The sequence below is a fragment of the Rhodopirellula sp. SH410 genome (assembly GCF_055811895.1).
On the sequence record NZ_CM147949.1, the window covers coordinates 2,777,828 to 2,794,513 of the forward strand.

The window sequence follows — 16,686 nt, forward strand, 5'->3', positions numbered from 1 at the left end:
AAAACAATTGTTTTAATCATGAGCCGAATGCCGCCAGGCATCGGGTGCCACAGTGCGGTTCAGTGCCAGAGACATGCGAGCGGACCGTGGATTCAGCGGGAATTTTGAACCACGAATGACACGAATGACACGAAAACTCAGTGCTGGTCTATTTCGTGGTTAAATGCAAGACCCACCCCATTGAACCGAATGCCGTAAGGCATCGGGTGACACACACCACCAGCCCGCTCACCCGATATCGGCCCCCGGAAAAACAGCCACCCGGCCGCTCACGCGACGTCGGCTCACAAACCCCACCCCAACAACTTCGCCCCCCAAAATTGAGCCGAATGCCGTAAGGCATCGGGTACCACAGGACGGTTCAGTGCCAGAGACATGCGAGCGGACCGTGGATTCAGCGGGAATTTTGAACCACGAATGACACGAATGACACGAATGACACGAGAATTCAGCGGTGGTCTATTCGTGTCATTCGTGTATTTCGTGGTCAAATCAAGACCCACCCCATTGAGCCGAATGCCGTAAGGCATCGGGTGCCACACACCACCGGCCACCTCACGCCGCATCAGCCCCAGGCGAAAAAACAGCCACCCGGCCGCTCACGCGGCTCGGCTCATCAAACCCTCGCTGGCTCGTTCTGCGATTTAATTGAATTTCGACCATCAATTTCGACCCTAAGGCCGTATGGGATTGGTGCACACACGGCGCCCGTCCGCCCGCTCGCTTCGGTTCGTTCAAGCAACGAGTCCGCGATGGCGGCGAGGGGCAAGGTGTGTGTCGTTTTCGCTTCCCGCGGAACAAAAACGCCATCCCAGATAGCAGAATCCGCCCCGGACAGGGAACCCGCCCACGCTGGCGTCGACGGCTCGGCAGACCAATGGTTGTAACGTGCTAAAGCCCGCCGCGAAGCCGTTGGACGTGTCCTGTTCTTGAGTAAAATTCAGCGGTTTGGGTGAATTATCGTCCCCCCAGTTGGTTTGTAAGGGCTGGGAAGTTTCCGCAACAAGAAAGTCGCAAGATACGATGGTGACAACTGCCTACGATCCTCGTTCAAGTGGTCAGACCGAAGGCACCCTTTCCCCACTGGCCATCGGTTGCGCCTCCCAAACCGCTGAGATGAGTTCATTGACCGAGTCACCGGAAGACCGCCAACCCTCAGGGCCGCCTCGCGGCTCATTACGCATCGCCGCGACCGCGATACTGGTGTCGTGCACCGTGTTTGCGGGTGTCGTGCACGGATATCTCGACGGGCGCTGGAGCGCCAGCGAAGATCTTCACGCGGTGGGTAGCAAACTTGCTGACCTGCCGGATCAAGTCGGCGACTGGCGATTAACGGAGACTTCGGAACTGGATGCGGGGGCGGCTGGGTTGCTGCGTTGCTTCGGTTCCACTGTCCGCTTGTATAAAAACGAGAAAACCGGTGCTGTGGTGAACGTCGCCGTACTGTTTGGCCCCCGCGGGCCGATTGCGGTGCATACCCCCGAAATCTGCTACACCTCAGTGGGCACCCGGCAAGTCGGCGAGCGCGAAACGGAACGAATTGGCCAGGCCGGCAAAGAAGACACGCTCTGGTCGGTGCAATTCTCGAGGGATCCGTCACCCGATCCCAGCCTCGACGTGTGGTACGGCTGGAGCGACGGTGGCCCGTGGGAGGCTCGTGACCAGCCCCGCTTCTGGCTGACCGAGAATCTCTACAAAATTCAAGTCGCCGGACCCCTTGGCGATGAAAAAAACAGGCCTGTCGAAGATTTTATCGACGCCTTTCTTCCTGCAACCCACCCGCTGATGGGTTCATATTGACCCCCATCGCGTTCTGACGGCAGCAAATATTTTTATTATTTGGCAGGGGCATCCCCTTGTCACCGTCACCACCCATGTTAGCATGTTGGTGACCCCCCGAAAAGTACTAGAGAGAGGATATTCTTTATGCATGACAATTCGATGGACGCAGCGACAGATCCAACTCACCAGGCCGCTCATGGAGGGCAGTCTACGTCGCAGAGGAATCACAGCATGCGCCGTAGTGTTGCGCTGCAGCATTCAGGCTGCGAGGCCGGGGCACTTTCCGCATCCGTGTACCCGACTCGCATTGACGCGTCTCACAGCGTTGAAGAGTCTGAGGTTCTGGATCGCCAAGTGTTCTTTGAGCGAAAGTATTGGTTCGATCGGTGCGTCGGTGGTTTACTGCTCGTGCTTTTCTCGCCTGTCATCATCGCCTTGTACTTGGTCGTGCGAGCGACCTCGCAGGGCCCGGGGTTTTACAAGCAGGAGCGGGTTGGCCTGAACGGCCAGACATTTGATATCTTCAAGCTTCGCTCGATGGTTCAGAACGCCGAGAAGCCAGGCCAGCCGCAGTGGGCGGTCAAGGGTGACTCGCGTGTCAACCTCGTCGGTCGGGTGTTGCGGAAGTTGCATCTCGACGAACTGCCTCAGCTCTACAACGTTTGTCGAGGCGACATGTCCCTGGTCGGTCCGCGTCCGGAGCGACCACTCATTTGCGAGGACCTCGCCAAGCAAATTAAGGGCTACTACGCCCGCACGGCCGTCAAGCCAGGTGTGACGGGACTCGCCCAGATCAACTTGCCACCCGACGAGAGCATTGACGATGTGCGCCGCAAGCAGATTTTGGATTTGCATTATATTGAGAATGCGAATCTCTGGTTTGATATCCGCATGATCGCCGCGACCGCACTGAGAATGGTCGGTTTGAAAGGCCACATCGTGACGCGTTTGATGTTTTTGGATCGGACATACCTCACCAAAGACGTCTGTCTGACCTGTGGTTTGGAGTATTCACCATCGATCAGGCAGGCCCGGCCCTTCGTTCGCTCCGACGTGCCGTCGAACACGCACAACCCCCTGCAGTCTGCGGTCGCCTACTCAGTAGCCACCCCTGGCGACGAAGGTTCGCGACTCACGTTCCCGAATCATCCTCGCTAACCCCTTAATCCGAATGCCGCAAAACATCGGGAACCACGTCCCCCCCCCCTCAATCCGAATGCCGCAAAACATCCGGAACCACGCACTGCACCCACCCCGCACATCGTGATCCCCCTGTTAACCCGAATGCCGTCAGGCATCGTTTACCACACACCACCCGGCCGCTCACGCGGCTCGGCTCAATCAATCAAAACACCCGCCGCCCTGTGATATCGACCCCACGCCGGCGGGCGGCCCATGCCACTACCCCTTCGGACGCCAGCGACTTGCTAACACTCAATACGGTTGCCAGTGATCCGATCTGCCATGCGATGAGTGTCGATGTTGAGGACTATTACCAAGTGTCCGCGTTCGAGCATCGTGTTTCTAGAAAAGACTGGGACAAGCACGAGAGTCGGGTGGAAGCCAGCACGGATCGAATGCTATCGCTATTCGACCAGTGTTCTGTCCGCGGCACGTTCTTCATCCTCGGCTGGGTTGCTGAGCGGTTCCCGGCACTGGTGCGTCGGATCGCCGAGGCCGGCCATGAGATCGCCTCGCACGGGTACTGGCACCGGCTGGTTTATGAGCTGACGCCCGAGCAATTTGCCGCCGACATCACCGCGTCGGTCGACGCGATCTACAACGCGTGTGGCGTACGAACGACCGCGTACCGCGCCCCCAGTTTTTCGATTGTCGAGCGATCACTTTGGGCGTTGGATATTCTCGTCGAGCAAGGCTTTACGACCGACAGCAGCATTTTTCCTATCTCCGGCCACGACCGGTACGGCATGCCCGGTGCTAAGAAAGAGATCCACACGATCAGTACGCCGCACGGTGACCTGCAGGAATTCCCGCCGACCGCATCGAAGGTTTCCGGCGTCACCGTCCCCATCGGCGGCGGCTACTTTCGCCTCATCCCCCGCCGGCTCACCTCCGCGGCGATCGCAAGTATCGAGACCGCCGCCCGGCCCGCGATGTTCTACACCCACCCCTGGGAAATCGACCCGCAACAACCACGCATCAACGGCATCGGCGCCAAATCGCGTTTTCGCCATTACGTGGGTCTCGCCCGCACCGAAGCCAAGCTCCGTCAGTTGCTTCAGTCGCACCCCTTCGGAACCATGCAAGCCGCGATTCAAAGTGCCTCGCCTTTGCGTGAACGAAAAGCGATTCAACCGCCCCTCACCACCGCTTCACCGGAGATGAGTTAGGGGATGAGGGACCGACCAATGCAATCGCCCCCAGGTTCCACGCTCGTAGCTACGCTCGCCAGAGCCTGGCCACTCCCTCCCGTTTCCACGATCGTAAGCACATGCGCATGAGTTCTGAGATAGGCCCCCGAGATTAGCCGATCGGGCGTTAGCCCCGGTTCTCGAAACGCTCCGCGTTTCACGCGGTAACCGGGGCTAGCGCCGATCGGCTAATTCCATGCGAAAACTTCTGCACAGGAGCTTAGGAACGAGCGGGAAATAAGTGGCCGAACGCTCCGCGGTCGGAATGGTCGACCGCGGAGCGTTCGGCCACAATCTCAGGCAGTCGTTTCCCGTTCGTCCCTTAGCGACGCTCGCCGGAGCATCGACGTTGCCACCGAAAACAATTTCCCGCCACCCGACAACGAAACCTACAAAACAAACACCCGCGATCCATACATTTTAACAATTTATCTACAATGATTTCTCCTATCCTCCTCCGCCTTACCTACCGCCCACCCTGGGCACCGCTAAGATAGGCACAGGAACGAGCGGAAAGTAAGTGGCCGAACGCTCCGCGGTCGGAATGGGCGACCGCGGAGCGTTCGGGCGCAATCCGACCAATGTAGCGACGCTCGCCAGGGCGTAGGCGGATCGCGTTGACGCGATCCCAACAGAACAAATCAATCAAGGCGTTGCTTCCTCCGGTGCAACCTGCTCCGAAGATAACGCCGACATAGCCCATTCAACTCCACATTGGTTTCAGCACCAAGCTGTCACCCAAGCGGACGAAGTCCGCGCGTTTGGGCGGGCGCCGCTGAAACTACGGCGGTTAGACGAGCGTCTGGTGAGAGATAGGCCGCCGCGATGTCTAATCGCCACCGCTGGCGATGAAGTACTCGCCGCATCGATCCGGCTAAATAATGTCAACAAAAACAACGATCATTCGCGGTGTCGCCGTCGGCTGGATTGCCCACTTTATTGGGCTGGCGGTCACGTTCGTTACCACGCCAATCGTCATTCATGGACTGGGGGATGCCCGCTATGGGATCTGGTCCATTGTGATGGCGCTTACCGGATACTACGGTTTGGCCGATCTCGGGCTGGGCAAAGCAACCGCAAAATATGTTGCTCAGTACGAGGCGCTGGGGGATCGTGATACGGTCCGTCGTATCATTGCCACAACAGTTCGCACTTACCTTCGATTGTCGTCGGCGCTCGTTGTCATTGCATTGATATTTGCCTGGTTCTTCCCGTTACTGTTTAAGACGGGCGGCATCGCTCCTGGCACGGTCCGCATCGTTGTGTTTCTGATCGGTGCACGTGTTGCCATGCAGTTGATGGGATCGACCTATCGCGCCCTCCTCATCGGCCACAAACGTTTTGACATCACCAATTCGCTTGCCATTGCGGCGCAGGTATCCACTGCGGTGTGCATTGTGCTGATCATTCGCAACGGCGGCGGGCTCGCGGAGATGGCGGTGGCGATTTTTTTAACTGGGCTCGTCATTGAAATGCTGACATGGCGTATCTCTGTGCGGTTGCTGAAACTGCCGAAGTTTTCATTTCGCGACGCGGATAGCGAAACGCGAAACATGATGCTGGGGTTTGGCCTGTTGACGGTGGTTGCTAACTCAGCCCAGCAGCTCTCCCGTAATTCGGGAGTGATCATTGGCGGCATTATTGTCGGCCCAGCCGCGGTAGCGTATTTTTCGGTTGCCCAGACGCTAGCGGGGAAATTCCTCGTACTGGGCAAGCCCATCGGCCAAGCCGCCATGCCGACGGCTAGCCAACTTCAGGCGGAGAAGCGTTCGGCCAAGCTTGCTGAATTGACCGAGCAGGTGCTTTGTATCTTGCTCGCGCTGGCGTTTGCGTTCGTGATCGTCATTTGGGCATTCGGGTACCAGTTTGTTGGCAACTGGATAAGTGAGGAGTTTGCACAACGCAGCTATCTCATGTTCTGTATTTTGATTTTCGCGTTGGTAGCGAGCCTGCCAGGCAGCAGTATGCTGCAAATCCTCCAGGGGCTGGGGCAAGTCCGTTTTGCTGCGATGATGACCATTGCCGAAGCAGTGTCGGTTCTGGCGATTTCAATCCCACTGACCTATTTCTATGGGATGGTTGGCATGTCGGTCGCCCTGCTCATCACGACGCTCACCTTCAGCGGCGTCGTCCAGGGTTGGTACCTACTAAAGGTTACCGGTATTTCTGGATTCGAATTATTGAAACGATGCATCGTTCCGGCGTTTCTATCGAGCCTGCCGGCAGCGACTGTCGCAGTCTTGCTTGCCACGACCCTGCCCTCCGATGGGATCTGGAAAGTGATCGCACAAATGGGCGTTGTGATGGTGGTTGCCCTGGTGTCGATCTTTCTTATCTGCCTTCCTGCCGAAACACGGAGGGCAGCTATCGCTGCTGCAGCCGGTGGCAAGCTGGCGAGTTACGTGCGTGGGTCCCGTAGCAAAGAAACCGCCAAACTGCAATGACATCAGCTCCCAGTGCGAATCCGCCGCATGGCGTCGCGTCGAGCGTACGGTATTCAAGACGCGCCCTTGGCGTGAACAGGGCGCCGGATTGTTTTGAAGTCGTGGAGCGACGACAATACGTGGCCTGTCTGATCAGTGCTGCGGATTGCTCAGTCGTTTTTGATCCTATGGGGTTCGCACCAGGCAGTGGGTGTTTTGATCGTAGTAAGCACCTTTCGAATCATCGGCAGCTAATGCACGCGATCCCTGGAAGCGTCACAGCCGCATTTGCATATCTGAACAACCATCCATCCTTATGAAGCTGCTTTTAACATTGGCTCCCGGTCTCGACTACGCAGCCCATGGCGACATTGTGGTGTTCGACTGGGGCAAGCGTGAGATCGTCGACTCGTTTCGGTATGAGCACCGCTACTATGATGAGACTCACAAAGGATTTGCGGGGGCGACGTGGCATGAGGGCCGTTTGTTCGTTTCCACGGAAGTTGAGCTGTTGGAGTTGGATCCCGCACCGCTGCGGTTGAGGTCACACCGCAGCTTTGAATTTCTAAACGACGCTCACGATATCGCGGTTTCGGAAGATCGAATTTGGGTTTGCAATTCAGGTCTTGATACGCTCGAAGAGTTCGACCTGGATTGGAATCTCGTCAAGACGCATGACCTCGTACGGGACTTTGGTCGTCAGCCTCGCTACGTTTTCAAGCTCATGATGCAGGACTTGAAGCGATCTTGGGCGAGATTCCGTGGGTCCTATTTCTACTACTCTTATCTCAACAAGCGAGCTCCGTTTCGCAATGTGATGAAGCTCGCACGGTCATCGATTTACCGCCAGAGTGGGAAGGATTTGCGGTACACGGATTTTCGGCCTCATTATCTGCATCCTAACCACGCTGAATGCGTCGGCGATGACGTATGGGTTTCGCTGTTTAGTAGTGGGCAGATCGTCAGCCTGAAGACCAAGAAGGTGCTCGCCGAGGATCTCGGTCGGCCGCACGACGGAACCATTTGTGGTGACCGGTTCTACATCACTGATTGCAAAAATCGCCGGGTGATCGCTTACGATTTCAATCCGGGCACGAATACGCTCGGCGAACGAATCGTGGAAAAAGTGCTGCCGATCGATACCTGCGATGGCTTTGTCCGTGGTCTCGCTCGTGTCGAAGGAAAATTATTCGTCGGTTTGACCGCAAAGCGGGGCACCTCGGAATCGCAGCGGTTTGCTCGTGTTGTTCAGCTTTGTCCCGACACGCTCGCCCCAATCGACCAATGGCAGGTCCCCAGTGAATATGGAAACGCCATTTTTAGCATCTTAGATGCCACTCCGTACTACTCGTCGGAAAACTAGCTCAGCCATGCCAATTGCCGCGTACCTATCGAATCTCGGTGAAGCGAAACTTCGTGAGAAGCTTGATTTGCTGGTAGATGCAAATTCCTTGCCCAATGTCGACCAACGAGTGGAGTCATTCGTTGACGACAATATTTGCATTGTTTCGCTCACGCGTTCGCCTCGGAAAAAACTCTACGTCACGGATGAGTATGTCGTGGTCGTTCAAGGCGACGTTATCAATGTGACTGGATTGCCTGAGTTGCTTGAACGGTACCAGCAGCATGGTAGTGGTTTTGTTAGATCGCTGAACGGGAACTTTAATGTTGTCATTTACGATCGTTCGAAACATGTCGTGACGGTGGTCAACTGCAAAGCGTCATTGCATAACTTTTTCTACCAGCAATTAGAGAACGAATGCATTCTTTCGTCCAACATCCGGTCAATCGTTCGGACTTCGTCGCAGGGGCCATCGCTCAATTCGCTCAGCCTTTATAAATTCCTGTCGTTTAATTACGTCTTTGGTGACGAGACGTTGGTGAGCGGAATCAAGCGACTGCCGTTGGGAAGCATCGCCGTGGCTTCCGCTAGCAGGCTGTCGCTCAGCTCCTATTGGAGACCGGTCTTCGGGAATTTTATCGATAAGAATCCTGATGGAATCGCCTCTGAATTCAATGAGAAAATGATCGAAGCGACGCGAATTCGCTTTGAGTACTACAAGGATGTGACTGTCTTTTTATCCGGGGGACGTGACAGTCGCTTGATCGCGGCCGCTGCGGAGCGAGCGGGCTTCCATCCTGAAACGGTTACGTACGGCATACCCGGTTCAGCGGATTTGGAGTATGGCGGTGAGATGGCCGCGAGACTGGGTTTACCAAACCATCAGTACGCTAGAGAGGGAGGTGTCTATAAGTATTCTGAGCACCTTTCGCTGTTAGTCTGGCTCAATGAAGCCCATTCGCCAATCAAGCCATTGACGTCAACTCAATTGCATCCGTTTCTAATTGAAAACGGTGTGCAGAACTATTCCCATGGTTCAACCTTTCCACTGCTGTCGTCCGCTTTCATCCCGCCCTATGCGTTCTACCCGATCAGTGACGATCGTAAAATTGCGATCGCGCTGAATCGCTTGGGGAGCTCACATCTCGCTCCAGCATTGCTATCCGCAGATTTTGAAAGCGAGCACGGTGCCAAACTAAAGAGCGAATTTTTCGACGGTTTTCGAAACACGAAGGGCGGGCACTTCGCGGATCGATTTTTAAGCTGGTTCTATTTTAACCGAGAATCGCGGCTCAGCTTCAACACGGTCGGTGTCAATGGCTACTACTTCAATGCTGTTCACTTTTTCTTAGATAGTGATCTGCTGGATTTCTATTTCCGCGTCCCTCTAAGGGCGAGATTCGAGCAACTCTATCAGAAGAAAGCATGTCTCACCCTGAATCCCAAAATCGCGGACGTTCCTAATCAAGAAACGGGACGCCGGATGTCGGGGAGTTTGGCGGTTGGCGTCTTTGACCGCGTCAACGAAAAACTGCTTCGAGGCTCTCGTTGGCGAAAGCGGGTTTCCCATAAAGATTCACGCAGAGATGTCGCGGACGACCCTGAGTTGCGCACGTATTTACTAGACAAGGTGAGCAGTAGTGATTTTCTGCCCGGAGTATTCGATGCTGCGGTCGTCGGCTCCATGGTGGAAGGCCACTTTAGTGGACGACGGGACTACACGAGTAAGTTACTCAATGTCGCGGCACTTGCCCGCTTTGAAGATATGTACTTGAAGGATCGCTGTGCGAGTTTTCCAGAGGATGCAGCTAAGATCCTGCGAAGTATCCCTTACGCACCGCTTAGTGATGGCGGACAGGATACGCGGGCAATTGTTTAGCATTCGACAATGTCGAATAGTAGAGTTGGTGGTATGGGCCGTTTAGACGCCAAGCACATCGGCAGATAAGCTTCGAGGGAACCCCATATGGAGCGAGTCACTTCAAGGCTCGTGAATTTAGGTGTCTCCGAGAGACACTGCGACGTGGGTTCAGCGAATTATTGGTATCGGGATTTGCTTAGCCATGGTGACTACCACGAAATGGCGACTATCGCCGACATGGCTGAGTTTTAGAGAAGTTTGAGAGAACGTTCGATGACAGGAGATCCGCACAGGAGCACGATACCGACATCGGGAACGGATCAAGCGTGTCATAAGATCAATGTCGCGTACGTCGTCAATAGCTTTTCCATGGGTGGCTTGGAGCGTTCGATTGCTAGGCTCGTTAATGGCCTCGATCGGGAGCGGTTTGAACCCGTTGTGATTTGCCTCAGTAATGAAGGGGCCGCAGCGAGTTGGATCGACGATGCGTCCACTCCTGTCGTAACGCTGGGTAAAAAATCCGGGAATGACTTTGGTGTCGTTCGGCGTCTCGCAGATGCCTTGTCGGCGAGGTCGATCGATCTGGTTCATTCCCATAATTGGGGTACGCTCATCGAGTCAACACTTGCCCGGCGCAAAGCTAATGTGCCCATTCATGTGCATGCCGAGCGTGGCACGGTGGGAGGATCCATCGTGGGCAAAGGGTTCCGGCAATACTTACGTGGCCGTGCAATGCGCTGGGCCATGAACCGGGCCGACGCGGTAATCTCCAATGCCGTCTCGGTGGGAGGACGAGTCGAGGCACGCTGCGGTTATCCCGCCGCGAGAATTCGGGTTATTCCGAATGGTGTGGAGTCGCTCCATATGGAAGATGGCGTGACGGTGCGTGCTGCAGTGCGTGCCGAACTGGGGATTGACGATCGCACGACCCTGATAGGCAGCATCGGGAGGCTGAATTCAGTCAAGGCGTTTGAATTAGCGATCGAAGCGATTTCCCTGTTGCGAGTGACCCCTACGGCTCATCTCGTATTGGTCGGTGACGGTGGGGAGCTATCGTCCCTCCAGGATCGGGCAGTGACCTGGCATGTCGTTGACCGTGTTCATTTTGCCGGCAAGCAGAACGACATTGGTCGCTGGCTCGCGGCGATGGATATTTACGTCAATACCAGCCTGAGTGAAGGTATGAGCCAGTCGATCGTTGAGGCGATGTCGGTCGGTCTGCCTTTGGTCGTGACAGATGTCGGCGATAATGGTTTGTTGGCGGACGGACCGCCGAAGTGCGGGATCGTATTCGATTCTGGATCAGCCGCCCAAATGGCGGTCGCGCTGCACGAGCTCATCATGAACCCGTCGCATCGCAGCGAGTTGGGCCGCAATTCGGTCCAGAATTATCAAGAGCAATATGCGTTTCAGAGAATGATTGACGACTATCAGTCATTTTATGATGAGCTGATGACTCAGGGGCAACATCGTCCATGTCGATGATGCTGCTGATCTGGTTGGCTGCGTTTTCTGCGGTGACGGTGCTGTCACTGCGGCGTCCAGTCTGGGGTGTGGCCGCTTACATGCTAACGTTTTACGCATGCCCTCCCTTTTGGTGGTGGGGGGCGCCGGTGGCGGGTTTTCGTTGGAGTCTTTACGGTGGACTCATTTTGCTGATCTCGGTGGTCATCACGAAAATGACTTCGCCGAAGGTGCCTGTCGAAACTCCTCCCCTCGTGCGACGCATGCGGCTCATCGCCATTCTGATTCTGGTCAACGCAACGGCGGTGCATGTGGCGCTGGCTGGTAACGCGGAGGTCAGCATGGAGGTTTATACGCTGTTGGCAAAGTTCGTGCTCTTGTTTTTTCTCATCGATGCCTCGATTCAGAGCCGGCAAGACATGCAGCTCGTAATGATGGTGGTGCTCTTAGGCGCAGCCTATATTGGGTACGAAGCGACCATCAACGAGCGTGGCAAAATTATCGGAGGACGGCTTGAGGGGGTGGGAGCGCCGGGAGCACGGCAGGCTAACGAGCTCGCTTCACTCTTGGTTTCCACGCTACCGTTTTACGCCAGTTTCCTCCTTGGTGGCAAGAATTTCACCAAGGCAATGGCGTTTTGCACTGCGCCGTTGACGCTGAATGTGATTATTCTTTGCAACAGCCGCGGAGGCTTTTTGGCGGCGATCGCCTCTGCCTTTACTTTCTTAGCAGCGGCGTCGGGTCGATTGCGGCGGAAAGCGATTGTTGGCATCGGTCTTGGTGCGTTTGCTGCGTTCATGCTGATTGGTGACGCGGCGATCATCGAACGATTTCAGTCGACGTTTGCGGAAGGTGACGAGCGGGATGCGTCGGCCGCATCTCGGCTCGACTATTGGAAAGCCGGTCTCCGAATGTTGGCCGATCATCCGGTAGGCGCTGGCGGTGCTGGCTTTCATTCTGTCTATGGGATGGGCTACATTGAGCAAATTACTGGTACTGATTACGAAGCGCGTTCGGTCCACAATGGTTATATCAATGAGGCCTGCGACTGGGGAATCCAGGGGTTGATTCTTCGACTTTCATTTTTTGGAACGGCAATCGTCATGCTGGTTCAGTCGATCCGCCGATCCGTTCTAGAAAATCACCATCAAGATGCGTTGACCGGGGTTGCCCTGGTATCAGGGATTGTAGCCTTCTTAGTTTCTGCAATGTTCGGTGACTTTATCGATAATGAATGGGGCTATTGGCTGCTGGCGTTTGCCACGGCGCATGTGCGAGTTGTTGCTGGTCCTGTGGAGGATGGCGTATTCCTAGGCATCCCGAGCACCGACTCGGATTGCGTTGAACCCTCGGCAAATGCTGAAAACTCGGCATTTCCGATGCCCACGCCCGGTTGTTAAGATCGGGCGTTCAGTCTGCAAAAGCTGCCGGGATCGTTGCTTTTGCGGACCGAAAGACGACATCGAATCGCCGCTTGGCTCTAAAACTAATCCAATGCCTTCCATCAATTACGATCGAGTAGCTTAGCAAAATATGTGCGGTATCTGTGGCATTTTTCATCTCCGAGAAAACGATCGCGTCGATGCTGCGCAGGTGGATCGGATGTGCGCGAGTATCGTGCACCGAGGTCCCGACGAAATGGGCGTGCACGTCGAAGGACCGATAGGTCTGGGCATGCGCCGGCTCAGCATCATCGATATCGAAGGCGGCAGCCAACCGTTCTTCAGTGACGATCGATCGGTCGTGGTGGTTCAAAACGGCGAGATTTATAATTTCCTGACGCTGCGAGAGCGGCTACGCACGCTCGGGCATCGATTTGAGACCGACAGTGACACGGAAGTGATCCTGCATGCCTACGAGCAGTATGGCCTCGATTTCGTCCATGAAATCAACGGTATGTTCGCGATTGCCATCTGGGATGTAAAGGAACAGCGTCTCGTCCTCGTTCGCGACCGACTCGGTGTCAAGCCACTCTATTACAGCGAAGAGAAACAGTCGCTGAGGTTTGGATCCGAGATCAAAGCCATTTTAGCTGCCGGGCAAACCTCGACCGAACTCGACGCGCAAGCGGTCTACAATTATTTTGTTCTGGGGTATATCCCGGCGCCCCGGAGTGTTTATGCGTCAGTCCGTAAGTTGCCACCGGGCAGCATGCTGGTGGCCACCAAAACGCAAACCGATGTCACACGGTATTGGTCACCGACTCCTACATCCGTCTTCCAGGGATCCAAGTCGGACGCGGTTGACGAACTGCGGCATCTCTTTGACGACGCGGTCGGCATCCGCATGATCAGCGACGTTCCGATCGGTGCATTTTTAAGTGGAGGGCTCGATTCGAGTATTGTTGTGGCGAAGATGGCTGAGCAGTCATCGCGTCCGGTGAAGACGTTTTTTATCGATTTCGACCATCAAGAGCACAGCGAACGGGAATTCGCACGCGCCGTTGCGAAGCGGTTTCAAACCGAACACCATGAGTTTACGGTCGACCCCGAGACGCTTCTGTCGATGCTCGATGCGATCACGGCGCAATTTGACGAGCCGTTTGGCGACTCATCCTCGATCCCAACCTACTGCGTCTCAAAGCTGACCCGCGAGCACGTGACGGTAGCTTTGGCTGGCGACGGCGGTGATGAGAGCTTTGGCGGCTATCGATCCTATCGGCGGATCCTCGCCAGGCGGGAACTGGCACGAGCCCGGATGCTACTTTCGCCCGCATGCCGAGCTGCCTATTCCGCGATGCCGAGGACAGCGAGAGGTCGTCGTGCTCTCAGGGCGTTTGGGATGTCCAACATGGAGGCATTTCGTGGTGGGATGACGGAGTTGGAAGTTCAGGAAACTTGCTGTGACGATTTTCTCTCTCGCGTCGACGCATCCCTAAGCGAAGACGTTGACGAACCGTCTTCGGGTGCGATGAGCGAGGACCCACTCACACCGTATTCGCAATTTGATTTAACCTGGTACTTACCCGACGACATCCTTACCAAGGTGGACCGCATGTCGATGGCAAACTCGCTGGAGGTTCGGGCTCCATTTCTCGATTACCGAATTGTTGAGCTAGCCGCCCGTTTGCCAACTCAGTGGAAGATTCAAGGCCGCGAGACGAAGCACATTTTGAAAGCGGCATTTGCTGACGATTTGCCTGCGGCGGTGACCACACAGCGAAAACACGGCTTTTCGATACCCCTGAGTCACTGGCTACGAACTGACCTGAGGGCATCGCTCGAAGAGGCCATTTGCGACCGTAAGTTCGTCAGCGAATACTTTCGCGAGGGGATGCTCCGGCGAATGGCGGATGAGCATTACGCTCAGAAGCGAGATTGGTCCTCGGCACTGTGGCGCATCCTCGTTTTCTACCGGTGGAAAAACCAGTCAAAACCTGGACAACTTTCGTGACACATACCAAAGACTTGACGCACCAGATTGACGAGCGAGTGTTTCCAAGCACCAACCACGTACAACGTGAATTTCGAAATGGGCGATGGGTGTACGTGAAGCAATATCAAACGGACGAATGGGATGCCACCGCCGAGGTTATTGCGGATAGAGTCAAATTTGAAATGCGTACGCTCAGCCGTATCTCAGAGCGGACCGATTGGCATCGCCGACTCGGAAAGATGGAAGTACTCAACGCTGACCCTGAACACGGGACGATCGTGACCGTAGAAGTCCCTGGATCGACGTTGACTCAATGGACCGTTGGATACCACGCCATTCAGAAACGCACACTTTTGAATGTTTTTTACCAATCGGGACGGTGGCTGAAAACATTCCAGACGCTTGCGATCACCGACGCGGATTGTCGACCCATTGGAGAAAAAAATCCTAGCGATGCTAGCGACTACTTGCGTATTCGGATCAACGAATTGATGCAGCGTGGGTATCGAGGTATCTCCGATTCCCAGTGGGATTTAGTTCTCGGCACCGTACAAAATCTTCAAAAGCAAATTAGCGAAAGTGATTTGGGGCTGGTCATGTGTCACAACGACTACTCGCCCGGTAATATCATCACCGATGGATACCATGTGACGCCGATCGATTATCAAATGACCGCGCCCGGTAGTCCGTTGTTGGATGTCGTCTATTTTCTTCATCGTTTAGAAATGTGTCGTCTTTACCGCCCTTGGTTGCGACGGCCCTGGGCACAGTGGCAAAACGCATTCATCGCGGGATATGGACGGCCGAATCTCACTGAGACGCCCCTCTACAAGGCACTGCTAATTCGTATGTACGTGCTGCGTCTGCTGACGTACGCCAAACCAAAGAAACCCGGCATCAAAGAATCACTGCACTGCAAGTGGCTGATGACGGCCATTCGTCACAAACTTCTTCGAGAACTGAAGTCCTGAATATGAATGATCATAGCGAAAATGAAGATTCGAAGCTGCTGGAAACGCGTCCAGCGACTGCGTTGGACGCGGCTCAGGAGCGGCGTAATCAGGGCTGGAGCGAGCGTGCCGGCCTCTACAACGATAACTGGAAAGATGCGGGGCCCGAAGCAAAACTCTACCGAGAGTTGGAAGCAAGCATTTTGATTGATCACGTCGGTGCCGGCCCGGGCAAGGAGTTGCTCGACGTGTGCTGTGGCACAGGACGCAACACGATCGCGTTGGCGGAAACGGGTGCCAAGGTGTGGGGCGTCGATGGGGCTCCGGGAATGATCGAAACGGCCCGCGCCAACGCGAGTGAAGCAGGGTTGGACATTTCGTTCGCCCAGGGCGACGCGCGAGCACTGCCTTTCGAGGATGAACAGTTCGATGGTGTCGTTGGGACCCGCTTCATGTACATGGTCGAGGGCGCGGATAAACGCAAGGTGGTTTCCGAGTTCGCACGCGTCGTCCGCCCGGGTGGCAAGATCGCGTTGCATTTCAACAACGGACTGTGGGGCACCAAAAACGAATTGGCGGAAATCGTCCGAGGCAAGAAGCCACGTTTCCGTGATCGCTACCTGTGGCCCGGGCAAGCGTCGTCATTGTTTGAAGGTCTGCAAGTCGATGGCGTCGTGGGCATCAAACTCTTCCGGTTGGGGTTGCTCAGCCGCGTGATCGGGAAAACCGCTGCATTGAAATCGAACGCGATCCTGCGATATCCAGGCATGAGCTACATGAGCGCCTACATGTTGGTATTGGCGACGAAAAAGTGATGTCGGAGAATTGGGCCTTGGCTCGGGCCGTTCAAGTATTGGGGGTGGAGGGATTTTGTTTTCTCTCTTTGATCCCGCGGAAATTGTCAGACAGTAGCCGGTGGTCGAACCCAGCGAATACCACTGGCAAGTGGGTATCAAATAGCAGCCGGCCCCGAGGGGTGGCACGCACCGAGTTTCTGCGACAACCTTTGGAGTCGGCGGCACAATGTGGTTCGGATTCCGGGGATGGCGTTACGCTTGTCCCCGGCAACTTTCAGATAAGTCTTTGAGAGGCCGGTTTAAAAGTGGTGCATTTTAGG

Annotated in this window: 12 protein-coding genes; 11 read left to right on the top strand and 1 reads right to left on the bottom strand. The window is 55.3% G+C overall.

What is annotated here, in order from left to right:
- The first annotated feature begins 1,116 nt into the window (after positions 1-1,116).
- The 3 genes from SH410x_RS10195 (at position 1,117) to SH410x_RS10205 (ending at position 4,133) form a co-directional block, all read left to right on the top strand.
- Positions 1,117-1,800, top strand: coding sequence for an exosortase-associated EpsI family protein (locus SH410x_RS10195; RefSeq protein ID WP_473676400.1), 684 nt, complete (start codon positions 1,117-1,119; stop codon positions 1,798-1,800).
- 213 nt (positions 1,801-2,013) lie between these two features.
- A complete protein-coding gene (locus SH410x_RS10200) occupies positions 2,014-2,940 on the top strand; it encodes a sugar transferase (protein ID WP_473676401.1) in 927 nt (308 codons plus the stop codon).
- Positions 2,941-3,146: 206 nt separating this feature from the next.
- Positions 3,147-4,133, top strand: coding sequence for an XrtA system polysaccharide deacetylase (locus SH410x_RS10205; RefSeq protein ID WP_473676402.1), 987 nt, complete (start codon positions 3,147-3,149; stop codon positions 4,131-4,133).
- 487 nt (positions 4,134-4,620) lie between these two features.
- On the opposite strand, the gene SH410x_RS10210 is transcribed toward SH410x_RS10205, so the two are convergent.
- Positions 4,621-4,803: a hypothetical protein gene (locus SH410x_RS10210; RefSeq protein WP_473676403.1), complete on the bottom strand. Its 183-nt coding sequence runs from the start codon at positions 4,801-4,803 to the stop codon at positions 4,621-4,623.
- Positions 4,804-5,035: 232 nt separating this feature from the next.
- On the opposite strand from SH410x_RS10210, the gene SH410x_RS10215 reads away from it, so the two are divergent.
- The 8 genes from SH410x_RS10215 (at position 5,036) to SH410x_RS10250 (ending at position 16,384) form a co-directional block, all read left to right on the top strand.
- Positions 5,036-6,598 (top strand): oligosaccharide flippase family protein, encoded by a 1,563-nt coding sequence (locus SH410x_RS10215; protein WP_473676404.1) that lies wholly within the window; start codon positions 5,036-5,038, stop codon positions 6,596-6,598.
- A gap of 295 nt (positions 6,599-6,893) precedes the next feature.
- On the top strand, positions 6,894-7,940 hold the full coding sequence (locus SH410x_RS10220; protein ID WP_473676405.1) for a hypothetical protein: 1,047 nt from the start codon (positions 6,894-6,896) through the stop codon (positions 7,938-7,940).
- Between the two features lie 7 nt (positions 7,941-7,947).
- A complete protein-coding gene (locus SH410x_RS10225; protein ID WP_473676406.1) occupies positions 7,948-9,798 on the top strand; it encodes an asparagine synthase-related protein in 1,851 nt (616 codons plus the stop codon).
- 255 nt (positions 9,799-10,053) lie between these two features.
- A complete protein-coding gene (locus SH410x_RS10230; RefSeq protein WP_473676407.1) occupies positions 10,054-11,265 on the top strand; it encodes a glycosyltransferase in 1,212 nt (403 codons plus the stop codon).
- 242 nt (positions 11,266-11,507) lie between these two features.
- Entirely contained in the window at positions 11,508-12,644 is a 1,137-nt protein-coding gene (locus tag SH410x_RS10235) for an O-antigen ligase family protein (RefSeq protein ID WP_473676408.1), read from the top strand.
- 133 nt (positions 12,645-12,777) lie between these two features.
- Positions 12,778-14,637, top strand: a complete 1,860-nt coding sequence (gene asnB / locus SH410x_RS10240) for an asparagine synthase (glutamine-hydrolyzing) (RefSeq protein WP_473676409.1) — start codon at positions 12,778-12,780, stop codon at positions 14,635-14,637.
- Positions 14,634-15,590, top strand: a complete 957-nt coding sequence (locus SH410x_RS10245) for a phosphotransferase family protein (RefSeq protein WP_473676410.1) — start codon at positions 14,634-14,636, stop codon at positions 15,588-15,590. Before asnB ends, SH410x_RS10245 begins: the two co-directional genes overlap by 4 nt.
- A 2-nt stretch (positions 15,591-15,592) precedes the next feature.
- Complete coding sequence (locus tag SH410x_RS10250) at positions 15,593-16,384, top strand: class I SAM-dependent methyltransferase (RefSeq protein WP_473676411.1); 792 nt, start codon at positions 15,593-15,595, stop codon at positions 16,382-16,384.
- The last annotated feature ends 302 nt before the right edge of the window (positions 16,385-16,686 follow it).